This window comes from Alcanivorax hongdengensis A-11-3 (assembly GCF_000300995.1).
Classification (GTDB): domain Bacteria; phylum Pseudomonadota; class Gammaproteobacteria; order Pseudomonadales; family Alcanivoracaceae; genus Alcanivorax; species Alcanivorax hongdengensis.
Genome location: NZ_AMRJ01000004.1, coordinates 57052 through 76967 on the forward strand (window position 1 = coordinate 57052; position 19916 = coordinate 76967).

The window sequence follows — 19916 nt, forward strand, 5'->3', positions numbered from 1 at the left end:
CCTATTCCCCTTTCAAGGCTGCCTGGAAGGCAGCGTCCGTTTCCAGCGGCCTGGCGTCCAGTTCACGATCAATGCGTTTGACCAGACCGGAAAGCACCTTGCCGGGGCCACATTCGAACAGCCTTGTGGCCCCTTTGTCCTTGAGCGCCTGCACGGTTTCCACCCAGCGCACCGGCGAGTAGAGCTGGCGAATCAGTGCGTCACGAATCTGTGCCGGATCGCTTTCCACCGCCACATCCACATTATTGATAACCGGGATTTCCGCGGCATGAAAATTGATACTCTGCAGGGTTTCGGCCAGCTTCTGCGCCGCCGGCTTCATCAGGGCGCAGTGGGACGGCACGCTCACCGGCAGCGCCATGGCACGCTTGGCGCCGGCGTCCTTGCAGGCGGCAATGGCCCGCTCCACCGCCGCGGCGGACCCGGCGATCACCACCTGACCGGGGGCATTGAAATTCACCGCTTCCACCACATCGCCCTCGGCGGCCTGCTGGCAGGCATCACGTACCTGCTGATCCTGCAGGCCCAGAATCGCCGCCATGCTGCCCTCGCCCTGGGCCACGGCCTGCTGCATCAGCTGGCCACGGGTGCGCACCAGACGCACCGCATCGCCCAGATTGATGACCCCGGCACAGCTCAGCGCGGTGTACTCCCCCAGGCTGTGGCCGGCCAGCAGTGTTGGCCGCGGGCCGCCGCTCTGCTCCCACAGTTTCCACAGCGCCACACCGGCGGTGAGCAACAGCGGCTGGGTATTTTCAGTCTGGTTGAGAGCCTCCTGGGGCCCCTGCTGAGCCAGCTCCCAGAGATCCAGGTCCAGGGCGCCGGAAGCTTCCTGGAAAGCCTGGCGAACAGGGGTCTGGTCGGCGAAGTCCGCCAGCATGCCCAGGCTCTGGGAGCCCTGGCCGGGGAATACAAAAGCGATCTTGGACATTCTTTTTCCCTTCCACTCTTACAGGGTGTACGAAGACAGGATGTGCCAATGCCGGCGCAGTATGCCGGCTTTGGCCGGTGCTGTCCGGGTCAGGCTGCAACAAAATATGTTATCCGGGGACGGGCTCCGCCAGGGCATCACGGATCAACGCCGGCACATTGCGCCGCGCTTCCAGTTGGGCCACCTCCAGGGCACTGATAAAGCCCTGCACACCGGTACCGCCGTGGCTTTTTACCACCACACCGTTGAGCCCCACCAGGCTGGCGCCATTGTAGCGCTCCGGGTCCATGCGTTTTTTCAGGCCGGTCAGCAGCGGCAGGGCAAACAGGCCACTGAGCTTGCGCCACCAGCTGCGCCCCACTTCTTCACGGATCATGCCGGCGATCATGGTGGCCACGCCTTCCATGGTCTTGAGTGACACATTACCCACGAAACCATCGCAGACCACCACATCCGCCTCGCCGGCGAAAATACCATTGCCTTCCACAAAGCCGGCGTAATTGAGACGGTCATGCTCACGCAGCAGGCTGGCGGCCTCCTTGATCTGCTCGTTGCCCTTGATGTCTTCCTCACCGATATTGAGCAGCGCCACCCGCGGATGCTCGACGCCGTCCACCGCAGACACCACCGCCTGCCCCATCAGGGCAAACTGCAACAGATGTGACGGTTCGGAATCCACATTGGCGCCCAGGTCGAGCATGTGGCAATGGCCATTGGCGGTGGGGATGGCGGTACAGATGGCCGGGCGGTCAACGCCGGGCAGGGTCTTGAGCACGAAACGACTGACCGCCATCAGTGCCCCGGTATTACCGGCGCTGACCGCCGCCTGGGCACGGCCGTCCTTGACCATATTGATAGCCACGCGCATGGAGGAATCTTTTTTCTGACGCAGGGCCACGGCCACCGGATCATCCATGGCCACCACTTCGCTGGCGGGCTGTATCTCCAGGCGCGAATGGCCGGCAATACCCTGCTTTTTCAGTGCCGCTTCCAGCTCGGCGGGCTGGCCGACAAGAATGATATGCAGGTGTTCGTGGCGGGACAGCATGCTGGCCACGGCGGGCACGGTCACTGGCGTACCGTGATCGCCCCCCATGGCATCCACCGCCAGAGTCACAACCGACATGGGCAGTTTCCTTTATTGTTTAAGCGCAGGCATTCTGACAAAAAACGGTTGCCAGCAACATGCTCCCCACATCCACTTACAAAAAATCCTCCACGGGGAGGATTTCAGGGGCATTGCGCCACAAACAAAAACGGGAGCCGAAGCTCCCGTTTTGCGGTGTTACTCTTCGTCGTCGGTTTCCACCTGACGAATCACCTGACGGCCACGGTACATGCCATCCGGGGAAATGTGGTGACGGCGATGCACTTCGCCGGTGTTCGCATCTTCAGTGATGGTGGATGCGGACAGCGCATCGTGGGAACGACGCATACCGCGCTTGGAACGGGTTTTACGATTCTGTTGAACAGCCATTTCGAGCTCCTCGGGCGTTTATCTCTGCCAGTTTACTTGCCGCGACCTTTCAACTGGGCCAGCACGGCAAAAGGATTATCCGCGTTTTCCTGTTTTTCATCCTCACCGCTCTCCTGCGGCAGGGATGTCGGGCAGGGGTCATGCAACGCCACCAGCGGCATGGCCAGCAGCAGCTCCTCTTCCACCAGCTCGGCGAGAACCATGGGTTCATCACCAACCAGCCAGGGGTCCAGTCGCTCCGGCAATGCCTTGGCCTGATCCTCGCCCCATACCAGAGCCACATCAATGTGGGCCGTGATCGGATAGGAAACCGGCTCCAGGCAGCGCTGACATGTCAGTACCATGGTGGTACTGACCTCGCCTTCAATACGCCGATGCCCCTCTTCATCGCGACCGAATGCCAGTGACACGGTCACCGGCTGATCCAGACTGTCGTGGTATTCCTGCAGGCGTGGCAGGTCCGCCACCGTCAGCTGGCCTTCCAATACGCGACCCTGATCCGCGTACTTGCGCGGGTCGAGGAACTGTGGCAATTGCCCTGAAAACATAAGCGCGCAATTCTAGGGCCGCAAGGCCCTGCTGTCAAAGTGAATGTGGGAGGCTAACCGATTGAAGGGAAAAGACTTTTTCCCGGCCGTAAAAAAACTTCCCGGCCCGGCCGCCCAATCGGAGCCCTGTAACGGTATTTTACCGGTTTTCCCGGCGCCTGGCTCTTCTTCCCGCCGGGGAAAATCTCTACACTCTGGCCGCCTGACGCGGAGATCATCATGACTGACACCCCTTCCCTGCTGCTTGCCTCTTCCTCGCCGTTTCGCCGGGAGCTGCTTGGCAAGCTGGGGCTGGCATTCCAGCACCAGAGCCCGGATATCGACGAAACCCGCCATCCGGGGGAAAGCCCCACTGCCCTGGTGATGCGCCTGGCCCGACAAAAGGCCCAGGCGCTGGCCGATGCCTACCCGCAGACACTGGTCATCGGTTCGGATCAGGTGGCGGTGCTGGGCGACCAGGTGCTGGGCAAGCCCGGCAGCCGGGACAATGCCATTGCCCAGCTGAGCGCCGCCAGCGGCCAGCGGGTCACGTTTCTCACCGGTCTGTGCCTGCTCAACACCGCCACGGGCCGCAGCCAGGTGGCCTGCGAGCGTTTTGCCGTGCAGTTTCGCACCCTGCGCCCCGAGCAGATCGAGCGCTATGTGGACATCGAGCAACCACTCAACTGCGCCGGCAGTTTCAAGTCCGAGGGCCTCGGCATTGTGCTGTTCAAGACCCTGGAGGGCCGTGACCCCAACGCCCTGGTAGGGCTACCGCTGATTCAGCTGACCGATTTCCTGGCCGCAGAGGGCGTCACTCTGCCTCTGTAGGCCACCTCGGCCACGGCCCCGTGGCCCGGCTAGCCGGTCACCACGCTGGAGTGGTAGAACACCAGCAACATCACCCCGAACACGATCCGGTAGATACCGAAGCTGACGAAGGTGAAGCGCTGCAGGAAGTGGATAAACCACTTCATGGTGAAATAGGCCACCACAAAGGCCGTGACAAAACCCACCGCCAGGCTGATCAGGTTGGCATCACTGAAATCCTGGTAATGACGCAGCAGGTCAAAGCCGCTGGCCGCTGCCATCACCGGCAGGGCCAGCAGAAAGGAAAACTCCGCGCAGGCGCGGCGACTCAGTCCGCACAACAAGCCGCCAACGATAGTCGAACCGGCCCGGCTGGTACCCGGTATCACCGCAAAGATCTGGGCAATACCGATCCAGAACGCCTGCCGGTAGGTCACGTCCTCCACATTGACGGTATGGGACTGCTCTTCCTTGTAGAAGTGTTCCAGCACCAGGAACACCACCCCACCGACAATAAACATCACCGCCACCACCGTGACCGAGAACAGCTCCTTGATCTGGTGGTGAAACAGCAGGCCAATGATGCCGATGGGAATAAAGGCCAGCACCAGCTTCTTCCAAAGCTCCAGGTGTCGCAGGCTGATCTTGTCACGGTAATTGGCCAGCACAGCGAGAATAGCGGCCAGCTGAATGATCACATCGAAGGCCTTGTTGGCATCGGTATTGGCCAGGCCCAGCCAGTCACCCACCACAATCAGGTGGCCGGTGGACGACACTGGCAGAAATTCGGTCAGCCCTTCGACAATGCCGAGAATGATGGCTTGCAAGATATCCATTTGCGGGAAGATTCCTCATGCAGAAACAACGGCGGCGAGCCGGATGCTCGCCGCCGCACAGGGGGATTCAAGGTTCGTGCCTAACGCACCGTGGGCACGTTGGCGTTGAGGCCCAGGCTGGAAGCCACGCCGTGGCCCACGGACACACCAAAGCGACGGATCAGCTCGTCCAGGGGAGAACGGCTGGCGGAATATTCCACCGTACGGTCAATACCGATTACATCACGGGCCACCTGGCCGGGGCTTTTGAGGCCATCGATCAGGCCCAGCTGGAGGGCCTGGCGGCCGGTCCAGAACAGCCCCGAAAACAGCTCCGGATGACCTTCGACCTTGAGTCGGTCACCACGGCCCTGCTTCACCGCGTCGATAAACTGCTGGTGAATGTCATCCAGCATGCTCTGCATGTACTTCCTGTCCCAGTCGCTGACCGGTGCAAAGGGGTCCATCAGGTCCTTGTGCTCGCCGGCGGTCATCACGCGACGCTCCACGCCCAGCTTGTCGGCGGTACCTTCCAGGCCAAAGCCGGCCATGATCACACCGATGGAACCGACAATACTGGCCGGGTCCGCATAGATTTCATCGGCGGCAGACGCGATGTAGTAGGCACCGGAAGCGCCCATGTCGGTGATCGCCGCATAGACTTTCTTGTCCGGGTGCGCCTGGCGCAGCCGGCGAATTTCGTTGTAGACCTGATTGGCCTGCACCGGCGAGCCGCCCGGGCTGTTGATCTTGAGCAGTACCGCCTTGGCATTGTCCGCCTCGAAGGCATCGCGCAGCCCCTTGCCGATCAGATCGGCACTGGCATCCTGGTCAGCGGCAATCATGCCGTTCACATCCACCACGGCCACATGGTCTTCGGCCAGCGCCACGCTGTCACCGGTGCGCCCGGGCATGATGAAAATCAGCAGGGCAAACAGGTAAACGAAGGTCAGGGCTTTGAAAAAGATGCCCCAGCGGCGCGTCTTGCGCTGCTCATCCTGGGCCTGGCCCAGCAGCTTTTCGATCAGTTTCCACTCACGGTCGTTCTGCGGGCGCGGTTGTTCATTATCGGTCATTGTCAGGCGCTCTCTGTTATCGGTTGGTCCGCCACCCCGATCAGGGGCAGCAACTGCATCAGTTCGTCAATAATGGCGCGGGGCTCGCTGGGAGCCAGCCGTTCCAGCGGATGGGCCCCGTAGCTCACCGCCACCCGGTCCACCCCGGCAGCACGGGCCATATCCAGATCAAAGCTGGTATCCCCCACCACCAGAGCCCGCTCCGGTGCGACCGCCAGTTCCTCCAGCAGTTCCAGCACCATGGCCGGATGCGGTTTGGACTGGCTTTCATCGGCACAGCGGGAGGCATGAAAGTAACTACCCAGGTCCGTATTGTTCCAGACCCGCTGCAACCCCTTGCGGCTCTTGCCGGTGGCCACCGCCAGCTTGAGGCCAGCCTGCCGCAGCCGGCCAAGCAGGGCCAGGGCACCGGGATAAAGGGCACTGGGGGTTTGCTCGGCGGCAATGAAGTGCTGCGCGTACCGGTCACGCATCCGCTCGATGCCCTGCCCGTCCAGGTGAGGGTAAAGCGTGGCGATGGCTTCCGGCAGGCCCAGGCCGATAATCCCCCGCACCGCGTCATCGTGCAGTGACGGCAGCGCCAGGTCACTGGCGGCCAGCTGCATGCAGCTGACAATGCGGCCAGTGGAATCCATCACCGTGCCATCCCAGTCGAAGATAATCAGGTCGTAGTTCATGCGCGCTCCCGCAGCGCCGTAATGATGGCTTCGAAGTCCTCATCCAGCGGCGCACTGACGGTCAGACGCTTGCCGGTGGTCGGGTGCACGAACGTCAGGCTGCGGGCATGCAGACACAGGCGGCGACGGCCCAGGCTTTCCAGCAGGGCCGCCCCGCGGTCACTGCCGTACTTGTCGTCGCCCAGCAGCGCAAACCCGCCAAACTGCCCATGCACGCGGATCTGGTGGGTGCGGCCGGTTTCCAGCAGCGCCTCCACCAGCTGAGCGTCACCGAGCCGCTCCAGCAAGCGGAAATGGGTCACGGACGGCTTGCCCTCCCGGGAAACCCGCACGATGCGTTCATTACCGTTCATCATTTTCAGCAAAGGGGCCTCCAGGGTTCTTTCCTTGCCCTTGAAGCCCTGGCAGAGCAGCCAGTAACGCTTTTCCACCTGACCGGACTGCATCAGCCGCTGCAGCTTGCGCAGCATGCCCCGGTGACGGGCCACCATGATCAGGCCGCTGGTATCCCGGTCCAACCGGTGCACCAGCTCCAGATTCTGCTCTTTGGGGTACATCACCCGCAGGGCCTCGATCAGCCCCAGGCTGACGCCACTGCCACCATGCACCGCCAACCCCGCCGGCTTGTTGAAGATCATCAGCTGATCATCCTCATAGACACAGGCCCGGCGCAGGCGCTCGGCCAGGCCATCGCTGACCGCCGGCGGCGCCGACGATTCACTGGTACGGATGGGCGGGATACGCACCTGGTCACCGGTGGCCAATCGGGTGGTCTGTTTGGCGCGGCCCTTGTTCACCCTCACCTCGCCGGAGCGAATGATCCGGTAGATACGGGACTTGGGCACCCCTTTGAGATGGGTGAACAGGAAATTATCCAGGCGTTGACCGGCACGACCCTCGTCAATGGTAACGAAGGTGACACGGTCCGCGGAGGGGGTACGTTCAGACATGGCCGCGATTCTATAGAAAGCCGATATCAGTGAATAGCGCTTCATTAATAGTCAAAGACTATAAACAACCCAAGAAGCCCTTGTTTTTGCTATGCATTATTCGTGATCAACTATTCACTGCCTTTATGTTTGTTGCTATAGTCAAGCGTCGGCCTGCGGAGGCAACGGCGACGCGCAGCGATCATTCGCCGTCAGACATTCAGCCCGTCCGCCCGGCCAGACATAGCGTTAGCGCCCGCTCTCATTGAGGCACAGCGGGCAAACGCTGCAGCAAATCCATTTACAGCGTCCGGCATTCCCGGGCCCTGAACGTTAACAATGGTGGCCTGCAGCGCCGGTCAGAATGACCTGGAAAACAGACAGACAAGAGTTTACAGATTGCTGTGTGACAATCGCCACGGCAATAGCGTGAAGCATTAATGACTGGCCCATTGCCAGCACCATACGCACTAAACATTGCAAACAACTCGGAGAGCGCACCGACCCAGGCACAACCATCGCGAAGGAACACGCACCCGCTCTGAAGACGGTGCGTCAAAACCCGTGACGAGCCTGTCGGCACTCCCCCTGGTCTGCTACCGGTTATTACCCGGCCCTGCCCCATGCCACCACGAACTTGTGGTAGCACAATGAAACGTATGCTTATCAACGCCACTCACCCCGAAGAGGTTCGGGTGGCACTGGTCGACGGCCAGCGGCTGTATGACCTGGATATCGAACACCGCACACGGGAACAGAAGAAAGCCAACATCTACAAGGGCAAGATCACCCGGGTGGAACCCTCCCTGGAAGCTGCCTTTGTCGACTTTGGCGCCGAGCGCCACGGCTTCCTCCCCCTCAAGGAAATCTCCCGCCAGTACTTCCAGAAAGATCCCAAGGACATCCAGGGTCGCATCAACATCAAGGATGTGATCAAGGAAGGTCAGGAAGTCATCATCCAGGTGGCCAAGGAAGAACGGGGTAACAAGGGCGCCGCCCTGACCACCTTCATCAGCCTGGCCGGACGCTATCTGGTGCTGATGCCCAACAACCCCCGTGGCGGCGGCATCTCGCGCCGTATCGAGGGCGAAGAACGGGCCCAGCTCAAGGAGGCCCTGGGCGCCCTGACCGTACCGGATGACATGAGCGTGATCGTGCGTACCGCCGGCCTGGGTCGCAGCGCCGAGGAACTGCAGTGGGATCTGAATTTCCTGCTCAAACAGTGGACCTCCATCGAGGAAGCCGCACAAAATCGCAAGGCGCCCTTCCTGATCTATCAGGAATCCAATGTCATTATCCGCGCCATCCGCGACTACCTGCGCAAGGACATTGGTGAAGTCCTGATCGATTCCGAAAAGGTCTTCGCGGAAGCCCAGGCCTTTGTGCAGCAGGTCATGCAAGACTTCCAGCACAAGATCAAGCTGTACAGCGAGGAAACCCCGCTGTTCTCCCGCTTCCAGATCGAATCCCAGATCGAAACCGCCTTCCAGCGGGAAGTGAAACTGCCCTCCGGCGGCTCCATTGTCATCGACCCCACCGAGGCACTGGTATCCATCGACATCAACTCCTCCCGGGCCACCAAGGGCGCGGACATCGAGGAAACCGCCCTGCAGACCAACCTGGAAGCGGCCGAGGAAATCGCCCGCCAGCTGCGCCTGCGTGATATCGGCGGCCTGATTGTGGTGGATTTCATCGACATGGGCCCGGCGCGCAACCAGCGCGATGTGGAAAACCGCATGCGCGATGCCCTGGAAGCCGACCGCGCCCGCATTCAGCTGGGCCGTATCTCCCGCTTCGGCCTGCTGGAACTGTCCCGTCAGCGCCTGCGCCCGAGCCTGGGGGAAACCTCCAGCATCGTCTGCCCTCGCTGTGACGGCCAGGGCCACATCCGTGATGTGAAATCCCTGGCCCTGAGCATCCTGCGCCTGATCGAAGAAGAGGTGATGAAGGAGCGCACCGGGGAAATCCAGGCCCAGGTGCCGGTGGCCGTGGCCACCTACCTGCTCAACGAGAAGCGCAAACCCCTGCGCGCCATCGAGGAAGGCCACAAGGTCCGGGTCGTGATCATTCCCAACCCGAACCTGGAAACCCCCCACTTCGAAGTGGAGCGTATCCGCGAAGACCAGACCACCGCCCAGCTGAGCCACGAAATGGACCTGCTGGAAGGCGACAAGGACCCGGCCACCGTGTCCGCCCAGGACACCGAGATCAAGACCCAGGAACCGGCGGTCAAACTGATGGCCCCGGACACCGCTGCGCCGCCGCCGAAACCGGCAGAACCCGTGGCGGCCAAGACCCCGCCGGCCAGCACCCAGCAGCTGGGACTGCTGGCGCGCCTGTTCACCTGGCTGGCCCAGGTATTCAGCAAGGACGCCCAGCCGCAAAAGGCCAGCAAACCGCAGGCCAGAAGCAACGGCAATCAGCGCCAGCAGAACACCCGCAACCGCAACAGCAACAGCCGTGGCCGGGGTGGCAACAACGACAACCGCCGCAACAATCGCAGCAACGATTCGCGCAGCGACAACCGTGCTGACAACCGCAACAAGAACGGCGGCGACAATCAACAACGCAAGCGCGGCCCCAACAAGGGCGACGACAACCGTGCTGCCGACAACAAGGACAGCAAGGACGACAACCGCAACAACCGCGGCGGGCGCAACGACAACCGCCGCAACAAGAACGCGGACAACAAGGACGACAACCGCAACGACGGCAACAACAAGGGCCGCAACCGCAATCGCAACAACCGCAGCGGTGACGACAACAAGCCCGCCCAGGACAACAAGGGCGACAGCAAGAACGACAACAAGTCCGGCAACAACGACAAGGGTCCCAAGGCTCCCCGTCGCACCGATGCCAAGGACGACCGCCCCCTGCGTGAGCGCCAGCGCCCGGCCAAGGCCGACAAGCGCGAAGACAACCGTGACAGCAGCAAGCCGGCCGCGGACAACAAGCCGCAGCCGCCGGCCCGTGACGAGCAAAAGGGGCCCAGCCCCCAGCCGGCGGCCCAGACCGATGCCGCGGACAAGGATGACGAAGGCCATCCGCCGGCCAAGCTGGTCCCGGCCCACGAACCCGCCGCCGACAAAGCCGGCGACGGCAACAAGGGCCCGGTAGCCGCTGACAGCAAACCGGCGCGCACCGAGCGCAACGACACGCCTGCCACGGCAAACGCCGAGGACAAACCCGCGCCGCAGCCGGCCCCGGCAGACAAGCCGGCCGCCCAACCGGCGGCACAGGCCCAGCCGCAAAAGGCACAGGCCCCGGAGCAGGACAACAAGCAGGACGACAAGACGCCGCAAGCCCCGGCCGCCCAGCAACGCCCGGCGCAACAGCAAGCCGAGCCGGCGCCTACCCAGGCCGAGCAAAAACCCGCTGCAGAGCAAACCCCGGCACCGGCAGCCCCTGAGGCCCAGGCACCGGTCAAAGCGCCGGAGCAAGCCCTGAAGCAAGCCGAAGCCCCGAAAGCGGCACCCGCCGAGCCTGAAGCAAAACCGGCAACGCCGGCCGCTGACAGCAGCCCGGTACGGGCCGGCAACGACCCGCGCCAGCGCGGCAATCAGCCTGCGGCCAGCCAGCCCGCGCCCCAACCGGCACCGGCGGCCAAGGCAGAAAAGCCCAAGCCCCAGGCCAAGCCGGAAAATGAGCTGCCCACCCGCGCCGTGGAGGTAAAAACCACGCCGCGCACCAGCAGCGAACCGGCCGCCGCCGAACAGGGCCGCGCCAGCAACGACCCGCGCCAGCGCCGTCGTGAGCAACAGGCCGCCGAGCAGGCTCGAGCCAAGGCGGAGGATGCGGCGTCGGATCAGTAATCGCCGCCCGCTTTCGCCACCCACAAAAAAGCCCGCCAATCTGGCGGGCTTTTTTGTGGTTTATGAATTCCGCTGGTGCAACGAAACCAGCAACATCACTGTCGCGCGATAATCAGGGTGGACGTACCACAAATACGACAGAGCACGAATGAGGCTTTGTCTCTGTGGTCTCTGCGGTAAAACAGGTCTTCAATGCCCGAGAGTGTCGCGCCCTAAAGCGACGCCGGCACCACTGCCTTGCGGGCCACCAGGACCGTCTCTTCGGAGTCCGGTTGCTGTGGCGGCGCCTGGCGCTCGCACTCGACCATCTGGCCGGTGCTGTAGAGCCACTGTTCATCTTCCGGCATTTCGCCGATCAGGCGGTAAACCTGGCCATGGACATGGACCGCGTCCACGGTCTGCCAGGCATCGGATTGCCCCGCCAGGGGCACATAGACTTCGTACATGCCGGACTCCCTGTCAGCTATTCAAGGCATGCTCAGGGCAGCAGAATCGGTTCCTGCTCCAGTTCGACCCCGAACATGGTCCTTACACTGTCGCGCACTGCCGCCGCCAATGCCAGCACATCTGCACTGGTCGCGCCGCCGTGATTGACCAGTACCAGGGCCTGTTCGCTATGCATGCCCACCGGCCCCAGACGCCGCCCCTTCCAGCCAGCCTGCTCGATCAACCAGCCCGCGGCCAGCTTGGCGCCGGCTGGCTGGGGGAAGGCCACCAGATCCGGGAAACGCGTACTGAGCGCGGTATGCTGGGCGTCACTGACCACCGGATTCTTGAAGAAGCTGCCGGCATTGGGCAGGACCGACGGGTCCGGCAGCTTGCTCTGGCGCACCGCAATCACCCGTTCGCGAACCGCCGCCGGGGTGATGGCCTCCGGGGGCTGGTTGGCAAAAACGGCCTTGAGGGGGCCATATTCCACGTTACAGGCGGCCTGGCGATTGAGTCGCAACTCAATGCCGGTGATCACGTAACGGCCCCGGTCGGCGCTCTTGAAGCGGCTGTCACGGTAGGCGAAGTCACATTCGCTGGCACTGAAGTGATGCACCACACCGGTATCCACCGCCATGGCGGTCACCTGCTCCAGCACCTGGGACAGCTCCACCCCGTAGGCACCGATATTCTGGAACGGTGCGGCGCCGGCGTTGCCCGGTATCAGCGACAGATTTTCCAGCCCCTGCCAGCCGCGGGCCACGGTCCAGGCCACCAGGTCGTCCCAGCGCACCCCGGCGCCGGCGGCCACCCAGACGTGACGGCCGTCCTCACGGACACAGGTCATGCCATCCAGGGCGGGAATCAGGGTCAGGCCGGGCAGATCGCCACGCAGCACCAGATTGCTGCCCTCCCCCAGAATCTGCAGGGGCAAGCGCGGGTCGCGCCCGGTCAGCAGGGTGGCCAGCTGATCCATGGTATGGGGACGGGCCAGGGCCGCGGCCCTGGCCGGCAGGCGCAGGGTATTGAAGGGGGTCAGGTCCGCATCGCGGATAACCTGCACCGTCACAGGCGCTCCCGCAACCGGGCCAGCAGGCCGGCGGCGCCGTCCTCGATCAGATCGAGCACGGTATCGAAGCCGTCCTCACCGCCATAGTAGGGGTCAGGCACTTCCTGTACGCCACTGTGGCCGTAATCCAGAAAGCGCCCCAGGCTGGCGCGGCCCTGGTCGGGCTGCATGGCCTCCAGATCCGCCAGGTTGGCATTATCCATGGCCAGGATCAGGTCGTAGCGATGAAAATCCGCCGGGCTGACCTGTCGGGCCCGCAGGTCGCTCATGTCATAACCGCGCCGGGCGGCGGCCGCCTGGGTACGCGGGTCCGGGGCCCGGCCGATATGCCAGTCACCGGTGCCGGCACTGTCCAGCTCGATCTCACTGTCCAGGCCGGCGCGGCGCAGTTGTTCGCGAAACACCACCTCGGCGGTGGGAGACCGGCAGATATTGCCCAGGCAGACAAACAGCACGGACACGCTCATGCCCGGGACTCCAGCTGGGCACGCAGGCGCTCGAGATCCTCCGGGGTGTCCACGCCTCCGGGCACGGCCTCGCAGGCCGGGGCCACGTGAATCGCCACGCCGTTGGCCATGGCGCGCAATTGCTCCAGGGATTCCAGGGTTTCCAGGGCGGCCGGGGGCCAGCTCACGTACTGATGCAGAAAGGCGACGCGATAGGCATAGATGCCAATGTGTCGCCACCAGTCACCACCGTTGATATCCCGACCACCACCGGCAAAAGCATCCCGGTGCCAGGGAATCGGCGCCCGGGAAAAATACAGGGCACGGCCCTCATTATCGAACACCACCTTGACCACATTGGGGTTGAACAGGTCATCGGCCTGCTCGATGGGCTCGCACAAGGTGGCCATCTGGCAATGGGGGTTGGCCGCCAGGTTTTCCGCCACCTGGTTGATCACCGCCGGCGGAATCAGTGGTTCGTCGCCCTGCACGTTGACAATGATGTCATCGTCGGCCAACGCCAGTTGGGCAGCCACTTCCTGCAGGCGGTCGGTACCGGACGGATGATCTTCACGGGTCATCACCACTGGCACCTTGCCCTCCAGGGCATCGGCAATGCGCGGATCATCGGTGGCCACGTAGACCTGGCCGGCATCGCTTTGCTGGCAACGCTCGGCCACGCGCACCACCATGGGCTGGCCGGCGATCTCTGCCAGCGGCTTGCCCGGCAGCCGGGTGGAGGCGTAACGGGCGGGCACCACCACGTAAAAGCTCATGCAGTTTCTCCATTCAGGGCACGGTCAAGCATCTGCTCCACCAGACCATCGGGCAGGCGAGCTTCAACCGGCAGAGCCCACCAGTTGGGCTCGGCGAAAGGCGCACACTTTACCGCATCCTTTTCGGTCATCAACACCGGCAGGTCATCACCGAAATGCAGCTCCTCGGCCCGGTAGGCATGATGATCCGGGAATACATGGGGCTTGATGCTGAAACCCAGCAGGTTGAGCAGGTTGAAGAACCGCTTGGGGTTGCCAATACCGGCCACCGCATGCACCTGCGGGGCACGGCGCTGAAAGGCCACCAGGTCCTGTATTTCACCGCCGGCCACCGGCGCTACCCCGGCCGGGTGCATCAGCATGGGATGGGCGCCGGCCCAGCCGCCGCCGGTGCTGATCAGAAAATCCACTTCCTTGAGACGCTCGGCGGGCTCTCGCAGGGGCCCGGCCGGCAGGCACTGGCCATTGCCCAGACCTCGCTGGCCATCGATCACCACCACTTCCGCCGAGCGCGGCAGGGCATAATGCTGCAGGCCATCATCACTGATCACCAGCTGCGGATTGAAGCGTTCGATGGCGTAATCCAGTGCCGCGCGGCGGTCCGGGTTGAGGATCACCGGGGCACCGGTGCGGCGGGCAATCAGTACCGGCTCGTCACCCACTTCCAGGGCATTGCTGTCGGCACGCACCACCTGCGGATAATCCGTGGTGGTGCCACCATAGCCACGGGAAATCACCGCCACGGTCAGACCACGTTGATGGGCCGCCTCCACCAGGGCAATCACCAGCGGTGTCTTGCCGGTGCCCCCCACGGTAATGTTACCCACCACCAGTACCGGCACCGGGGGTATCTGGCGACGCCGGTGAAAACGTTTCAGGCGACGGCGGGCTTCCATGGATACCAGCATGGAAAGCGGTTTCAGAGCACTCATCCAGCCACTGGGATTGCCCTGATACCATTGTTTTTCCACCCAGTTTTCCAGCTTGCCCATGCGTTTCCTATTGTTCTGAAAAGTCCATGCGGTAGAGCTGGGTATAAAGGCCGTTTCTGGCCAACAGCTCCTCGTGACTGCCCTGCTCGATCAACTGCCCCTGGTCCAACACCAGAATGCGGTCCGCCTTTTCGATGGTGGACAGACGGTGCGCAATCACCAGGGTGGTGCGACCGGCCATGACCCGCTCCAGAGCCTGCTGGATATGGTGCTCGGATTCCGTATCCAGGGCACTGGTGGCCTCGTCGAGAATCAGAATCGGCGCATCCTTGAGCAGCGCCCGGGCAATGGCGACACGCTGACGCTGACCGCCGGAAAGCTGGGTCCCGTCCTGGCCGACAAAGGTATCCATGCCGTTTTCCAGGGTTTCGATGAAGCGCCAGGCGTGGGCGTCTTTTGCCGCCTGCAAAATGGCCTCGTCACTGGCACCACGCAGTTCGCCGTAGGCGATGTTGTTGCGCACGGTGTCGTTGAACAGCACCACCTTCTGACTGACCATGGCGATCTGCTGGCGCAGCCCGGCCAGGCTGTATTCGTCCAGCGGCACCCCATCAATATAGATACGGCCCTGATCCGGATCGAAAAAACGCGGCAGCATGGCGCTGATGGTACTCTTGCCGGCGCCGGAGCGCCCCACCAGGGCCACGGTCTCACCGGCCTTGATCTCGAAGCTGAGATTGCGCAATACAGGCGTCGACGGCTCATACCCGAAGATCACATTTTCGAAGCGGATATCACCCTGCACTCGATCAGCAGTGGCTTCGCCCAGGTCTTCCTCGGCACGCGTATCGAGCACTTCAAAGAGGCTGGCTGCGCCGGTAACACCGCGCTGCACCTTCACGTTTATATCAGTGAGCTGCTTGAGCGGTTTCTGGATCATGCCGGCGGCGGCAATGTAGGACAGGAAGCCGCCCACGGTGAGGTTTTCCCCCATCAGCTTGATATACATGAAGGTAATCGCGCCAATCCCCACCGCCACGAACAACTGCACGATCACGGTACTGGCGATCTTGCTGGCATTGAGCTTGTTGTTCTGCTTGGCAAAACGGCGGCTGACGGTATGAAAGCGGCTCGCTTCCTGCTCCTGGCCGCCAAAGGTTTTCACCACGTCAATGCCTTCGATGGCTTCGCTGAGAAAGTGCGTAATATTGCCCATGGAAGACTGGATACGCCGGCTGATCTTGCGAAACCGCTTGCTGGTGGTATTGACCACGAAGGCGATGATCGGCGCCACTGCCACCAGAATCAGTGTCAGTTTCCAGTTCTGCCAGAGCAGATAACTGAACAGGCCGATCACGGTCATGCCTTCGCGCAACAGCACGATCAGGGCGTCGGTACCGGCACTGGTCACCTGCTGTGCATCGAAGATGATCTTCGACATCAACCGGCCGGACGCCTGCTTGTGAAACTCCCCCTGGGGCAGTTTCAGCACATGGCCGAAGACATCGTTGCGCAACACGTAAACGATTTCCTGGGCCACCCAGTTCATGGAATAACTGCCCATGAACTGACCCAGCCCCTGGGTGAAGGCCAGCACCAGCGGCGCCAGTGATACCACCAGCACACGGAAATCGGTGGGATTGAGGATGGTTTCGCCCAGATAGCCGGCGAGCTGGGCGGCAGCGGCCTGGGTAGCGGCATAGATGCCATAACCCAGCACACTCGCCAGCAGGATGTACCAGTAGGGCCGAACATAGGCCAGCAGCCGCTTGTAGGTCGGCCACACATCCACGTTGGATTGATTCATTGTGCCTCGTTGGACGCTTCGCGGGTGGTAAGCGACAGCTTATCAAAACCCAGCTGACCCGCCACGTCATAAACGCGCACCACAGCCTGGTAGGCCACGTTGGCGTCGGCGTAGATCATCAGCGGCATTTTGGTCTTGTCCTGACCCAGACGCATCAGTGCGGTACGCAATGTTTGTGCATCATTGCGCGCAAGCTTCTCGCCGTTGACCAGATAATCACCGGCGGAGGTCACTGTCACTTCCACCTGCTGGGCCTGCTGAACCCGCGGTGCACCATCGGCTTCCGGCAGGGTAATGGATAGCTGTGTCTTGTTGTTGAAGGTGGTGGACACCATGAAGAAAATCAACAGCAAAAACACCACATCAATCAGTGGCGCCAGGTTGATGTTCACCTCCTCCCGCTGGGGTCGGGAAAACTTCACGCCTTGTCCCCCGGCTCCGCTTCGCGGTCACCGTGCACCAGGTCCACCACATGCACGGCGCTCTGCTCCAGCATCACGGTGATTTCTTCCACGCGACGCAGGAAGAAGCGATGAAAGTAGATGGCCGGGATGGCCACGATCAGACCCGCCGCGGTGGTCAACAACGCCTGGGAAATGCCCCCGGCCAGCTGCGCCGCATCACCGGTGCCGTGGGCCATGATGGCGGCAAACACATCGATCATGCCGACCACGGTTCCCAGCAAACCCAGCAGCGGCGCCACCGCGGCTACCGAGCCCAGCGTACTGAGAAATTTTTCCAGATCGTGAATCACGCCGGTGGCACTCTCCTGAATGCTCTCCTTCATGATCTCGCGGCCATGCTTGGCATTGGTCAGGCCACTGGCCAGAATCACACCCAGCGGCGAGCTTTCACGCAATTTCTGCAGATTGGCCGCGTTCAACTGACCGCGACGAATCATGGACTGCACCTGCGGCAAGGTATCCGTGGGCGCCAGCTTGCTGGGCCGCAATGTCCAGAAACGCTCCACAATAATGGCCAGCGCCACCACAGAACAGATCAGGATCGGAAGCATCATCCAGCCTCCGGACTGCACAAGATCCTGCACCTTTTAGTCTCCCCTCGTTTGACCACGTCAAACCCGGCATTCCGGGCTACCACAGACGCCAGCGGGCGGGCCCGTGCCAGGGCCGGCCATGCGCCAAACGCCATCTTGTTATAAGCGGAGCATTATCGACGGCCCCCCAGCGAAACACAATCATGCCATCCCGGTCCGTGCGCAGAACTGTGACGCCGGCGCGCTGCAAACGCGCCACCACCTCGCGGCTGGGATGATGAAAACGGTTGGCAAAACCCACCGTAGCCACCGCCCAGCGTGGCGACAATGCCCGCAACAGGGCGGCACTGCTGCTGGAATGGCTGCCATGGTGGGGCAGTTGCAACAAATCCACCGGCGACAGTTGCCCCAGCATGCGGTATTCCGCCGACGTTTCGATATCCCCGGTCAGCAGCACGCTGCCCTGACGGCTACGCACCTGCAACACGCAGCTGGCATTGTTGCCGCTGACGTCGCTATCCGCCTCGGGCCAGAGCAGGGCAAACCCGACCCCGTCCCACCGCCAGTGCTGGCCCCGATGACAGGGCCCGGCCGGATAATCCACACGGTCGGGTTCACCACTGAGCATGGCCAAGCCGGCCGGCAATGCCTGGACGCCACCGGCATGATCGCTGTCGCCGTGGCTGACGATGACCCGATCCGGTCGTAACCCCTGCCGGTGCAGCCAGGGCAACAGCACATAGTCCGCGGCACTGCCCCCGGGCCAGCCCGGCCCGGTGTCATAAAGCAGTAAATGCTGCCGGGTACGCACCACCACCGCCTCGCCCTGCCCCACGTCGAAAAAGATCACCTCCATGGCTCCCTGGGCCAGCGGTGGCGGACGCTGGCCCAACCAGGGCACCAGCAGAAAGGGCAGCAAACGGCGCGGCACCGGTAACGACGGCGTCAGCCACAACAGCACCGCCAGCAACAGAAACAGGCCCGCCAGCGGCCCCGGCAGCATCGCCGTGAGCGGCGGCATCAGCGCCAGCAACCCCTGCATCACCAACACGGACAATTCCACACCGGTGGCCGCCGCCTGCAACAGCAATGGGCTGGCCGCCAGCGTACCCAGCAGCGCCAGCGGAATCACCAGCATGGCATACAGCGGCACCAGCAACAGATTGGCCAGCGGCGAACTCCAGCTCCACTGGCCGAACAACAGACCGCCGGCCACCATCATCACCACCGGCAGCCACAGCATCAGTCGACCATCTGGCCGACCGGTGGTGAGCCAGGCGATCACCGCCACGGCCCCGAATGACAGCCACAGACTCATGGATAACGACGACAACGGAAACAGTAACAGCACGATCAACAAGGCCAACCCCAGCACCCGCCATAGCGCCAGCCGCACCCTTAACCACTGACACAAAGCCAGCAAGGAAAGCATGATCAACGCCCTTACCGTGGGCAGGCTGAAGCCAGCCAGCGCGGCATAGCCAGCCGCCGCTGCCAGCGCCGGGCCCCAGGCCAGCTGCTGCAGGGTAAAACGGCGCCACCGGGGAAAGAGCCACTGCAGCAACGGCATCAACAACCAGCGCCCCAGCCACCACAACCAGCCGGCCACAATGGCCACGTGCAGGCCGGAAATGGCCAGCAGGTGCGCCGTGCCGGTGCCCTGGAAACCGTGCCTGAGCGAATCGGTCAGCGCACCCCGGTCGCCCACTACCAGCGCCGGCAGCACCGCTTGCCCCGAGGGCGACATCACCACCGCGGCAGCCAGCCACCGTGACAACGACTCGCGCCTGTGCAACAACCCCTGCCCCGGCGTGATGGGCCCGACCTGTTTGATCACACCACGGGCATCCACTTGCTCGGCCAGAGCCTGGCGTGCCCGGTCGGTGCCGGCCTGGTTATACCAGCCATGGGGCACAAAAAGGCGGGCCTGCACGGTTAGCCGGTCACCGGCATGGAGTAACGGCGTCAAATCGTAGGCGGATGCGCGAACATAATGGTGACCGGGCCAGCGATTTTCACCCCACACGTCCAGCAACAGGCGCTGGCGCGTCTGCCGTTTACCGTAACGATACAACTGTTGCGTATCGGGCAGATCCACCACCCGGGCCTGCAGCGACAGGGTTTCACCATTGAGAGAAAGCGGCAGACGGGTTTCAAGCCCGGCATGAAGCTGGAAAATTCCGTAGCCATAGGCCAGCATCAGACACAGGGGCAGCCGCCATTGACGGCCCCGCCAGCGGGACACCAGCCACCATAGCAACAACAGGCACCCTGGCCAGAGCACACCCAGCCAGCAGGCAGCGACAAGCGCCGCACACGATAACCACACACGCATCCTTGCTCCTGTGGTTTGAGGAAAAAGCCGGTTGGGAGTATGCCTTCTTTGATGATGCGGGCATAATAGCG

The 19916-nt window shown here is 62.7% G+C and carries 19 protein-coding genes; 2 read left to right on the forward strand and 17 right to left on the reverse strand.

Annotated elements, in window-relative coordinates:
• Position 1: 1 nt before the first annotated feature.
• The 4 genes from fabD to A11A3_RS04505 form a co-directional block, all read right to left on the reverse strand.
• The gene (gene fabD, locus A11A3_RS04490) at positions 2–931 is read right to left on the reverse strand and encodes an ACP S-malonyltransferase (RefSeq protein WP_008928081.1); all 930 of its coding nucleotides are present in this window, start codon (positions 929–931) and stop codon (positions 2–4) included.
• A 109-nt stretch (positions 932–1040) separates the two neighbouring features.
• Positions 1041–2057 (reverse strand): phosphate acyltransferase PlsX, encoded by a 1017-nt coding sequence (plsX, locus tag A11A3_RS04495; RefSeq protein ID WP_008928082.1) that lies wholly within the window; start codon positions 2055–2057, stop codon positions 1041–1043.
• 159 nt (positions 2058–2216) lie between these two features.
• A complete protein-coding gene (rpmF, locus tag A11A3_RS04500; protein ID WP_008928083.1) occupies positions 2217–2408 on the reverse strand; it encodes a 50S ribosomal protein L32 in 192 nt (63 codons plus the stop codon).
• A 32-nt stretch (positions 2409–2440) separates the two neighbouring features.
• The gene (locus A11A3_RS04505) at positions 2441–2956 is read right to left on the reverse strand and encodes a YceD family protein (RefSeq protein WP_008928084.1); all 516 of its coding nucleotides are present in this window, start codon (positions 2954–2956) and stop codon (positions 2441–2443) included.
• 219 nt (positions 2957–3175) lie between these two features.
• Here A11A3_RS04505 and A11A3_RS04510 point away from each other — a divergent pair, with 219 nt between their 5' ends.
• On the forward strand, positions 3176–3766 hold the full coding sequence (locus A11A3_RS04510; protein WP_008928085.1) for a Maf family protein: 591 nt from the start codon (positions 3176–3178) through the stop codon (positions 3764–3766).
• Positions 3767–3795: 29 nt separating this feature from the next.
• Here A11A3_RS04510 and A11A3_RS04515 read toward each other — a convergent pair whose 3' ends face one another.
• The 4 genes from A11A3_RS04515 to A11A3_RS04530 form a co-directional block, all read right to left on the reverse strand.
• Positions 3796–4581 (reverse strand): undecaprenyl-diphosphate phosphatase, encoded by a 786-nt coding sequence (locus A11A3_RS04515; RefSeq protein WP_008928086.1) that lies wholly within the window; start codon positions 4579–4581, stop codon positions 3796–3798.
• 80 nt (positions 4582–4661) lie between these two features.
• Positions 4662–5636, reverse strand: coding sequence for a signal peptide peptidase SppA (gene sppA, locus A11A3_RS04520; RefSeq protein ID WP_008928087.1), 975 nt, complete (start codon positions 5634–5636; stop codon positions 4662–4664).
• 2 nt (positions 5637–5638) lie between these two features.
• A complete protein-coding gene (locus A11A3_RS04525; RefSeq protein ID WP_008928088.1) occupies positions 5639–6313 on the reverse strand; it encodes an HAD family hydrolase in 675 nt (224 codons plus the stop codon).
• Positions 6310–7263: an RluA family pseudouridine synthase gene (locus A11A3_RS04530; RefSeq protein WP_008928089.1), complete on the reverse strand. Its 954-nt coding sequence runs from the start codon at positions 7261–7263 to the stop codon at positions 6310–6312. The genes A11A3_RS04525 and A11A3_RS04530 overlap by 4 nt, the downstream gene beginning before the upstream one ends.
• A gap of 629 nt (positions 7264–7892) precedes the next feature.
• On the opposite strand from A11A3_RS04530, the gene rne reads away from it, so the two are divergent.
• On the forward strand, positions 7893–11054 hold the full coding sequence (gene rne, locus A11A3_RS04535; RefSeq protein ID WP_040296714.1) for a ribonuclease E: 3162 nt from the start codon (positions 7893–7895) through the stop codon (positions 11052–11054).
• Between the two features lie 212 nt (positions 11055–11266).
• Here rne and A11A3_RS04540 read toward each other — a convergent pair whose 3' ends face one another.
• From A11A3_RS04540 to A11A3_RS04580, 9 genes are read right to left on the reverse strand one after another with little or no spacing between them, the layout of a single operon-like run.
• On the reverse strand, positions 11267–11500 hold the full coding sequence (locus A11A3_RS04540) for a hypothetical protein (RefSeq protein ID WP_008928091.1): 234 nt from the start codon (positions 11498–11500) through the stop codon (positions 11267–11269).
• A gap of 32 nt (positions 11501–11532) precedes the next feature.
• Positions 11533–12552, reverse strand: a complete 1020-nt coding sequence (murB, locus tag A11A3_RS04545; RefSeq protein ID WP_008928092.1) for a UDP-N-acetylmuramate dehydrogenase — start codon at positions 12550–12552, stop codon at positions 11533–11535.
• Positions 12549–13019 (reverse strand): low molecular weight protein-tyrosine-phosphatase, encoded by a 471-nt coding sequence (locus A11A3_RS04550; RefSeq protein WP_008928093.1) that lies wholly within the window; start codon positions 13017–13019, stop codon positions 12549–12551. Before A11A3_RS04550 ends, murB begins: the two co-directional genes overlap by 4 nt.
• Positions 13016–13774 (reverse strand): 3-deoxy-manno-octulosonate cytidylyltransferase, encoded by a 759-nt coding sequence (gene kdsB / locus A11A3_RS04555; RefSeq protein ID WP_008928094.1) that lies wholly within the window; start codon positions 13772–13774, stop codon positions 13016–13018. The genes A11A3_RS04550 and kdsB overlap by 4 nt, the downstream gene beginning before the upstream one ends.
• Entirely contained in the window at positions 13771–14766 is a 996-nt protein-coding gene (gene lpxK / locus A11A3_RS04560) for a tetraacyldisaccharide 4'-kinase (RefSeq protein ID WP_008928095.1), read from the reverse strand. Before lpxK ends, kdsB begins: the two co-directional genes overlap by 4 nt.
• Positions 14767–14773: 7 nt before the next feature.
• Positions 14774–16513, reverse strand: a complete 1740-nt coding sequence (gene msbA, locus A11A3_RS04565; protein WP_008928096.1) for a lipid A export permease/ATP-binding protein MsbA — start codon at positions 16511–16513, stop codon at positions 14774–14776.
• A complete protein-coding gene (locus A11A3_RS04570; RefSeq protein WP_008928097.1) occupies positions 16510–16935 on the reverse strand; it encodes an ExbD/TolR family protein in 426 nt (141 codons plus the stop codon). The genes msbA and A11A3_RS04570 overlap by 4 nt, the downstream gene beginning before the upstream one ends.
• Positions 16932–17561 carry a MotA/TolQ/ExbB proton channel family protein gene (locus tag A11A3_RS04575; RefSeq protein ID WP_008928098.1) on the reverse strand — a complete coding sequence of 210 codons (630 nt, stop codon included), beginning with the start codon at positions 17559–17561 and terminating at the stop codon, positions 16932–16934. Before A11A3_RS04575 ends, A11A3_RS04570 begins: the two co-directional genes overlap by 4 nt.
• 46 nt (positions 17562–17607) lie before the next feature.
• The gene (locus tag A11A3_RS04580) at positions 17608–19845 is read right to left on the reverse strand and encodes a DNA internalization-related competence protein ComEC/Rec2 (RefSeq protein ID WP_083851673.1); all 2238 of its coding nucleotides are present in this window, start codon (positions 19843–19845) and stop codon (positions 17608–17610) included.
• Between the last annotated feature and the right edge of the window lie 71 nt (positions 19846–19916).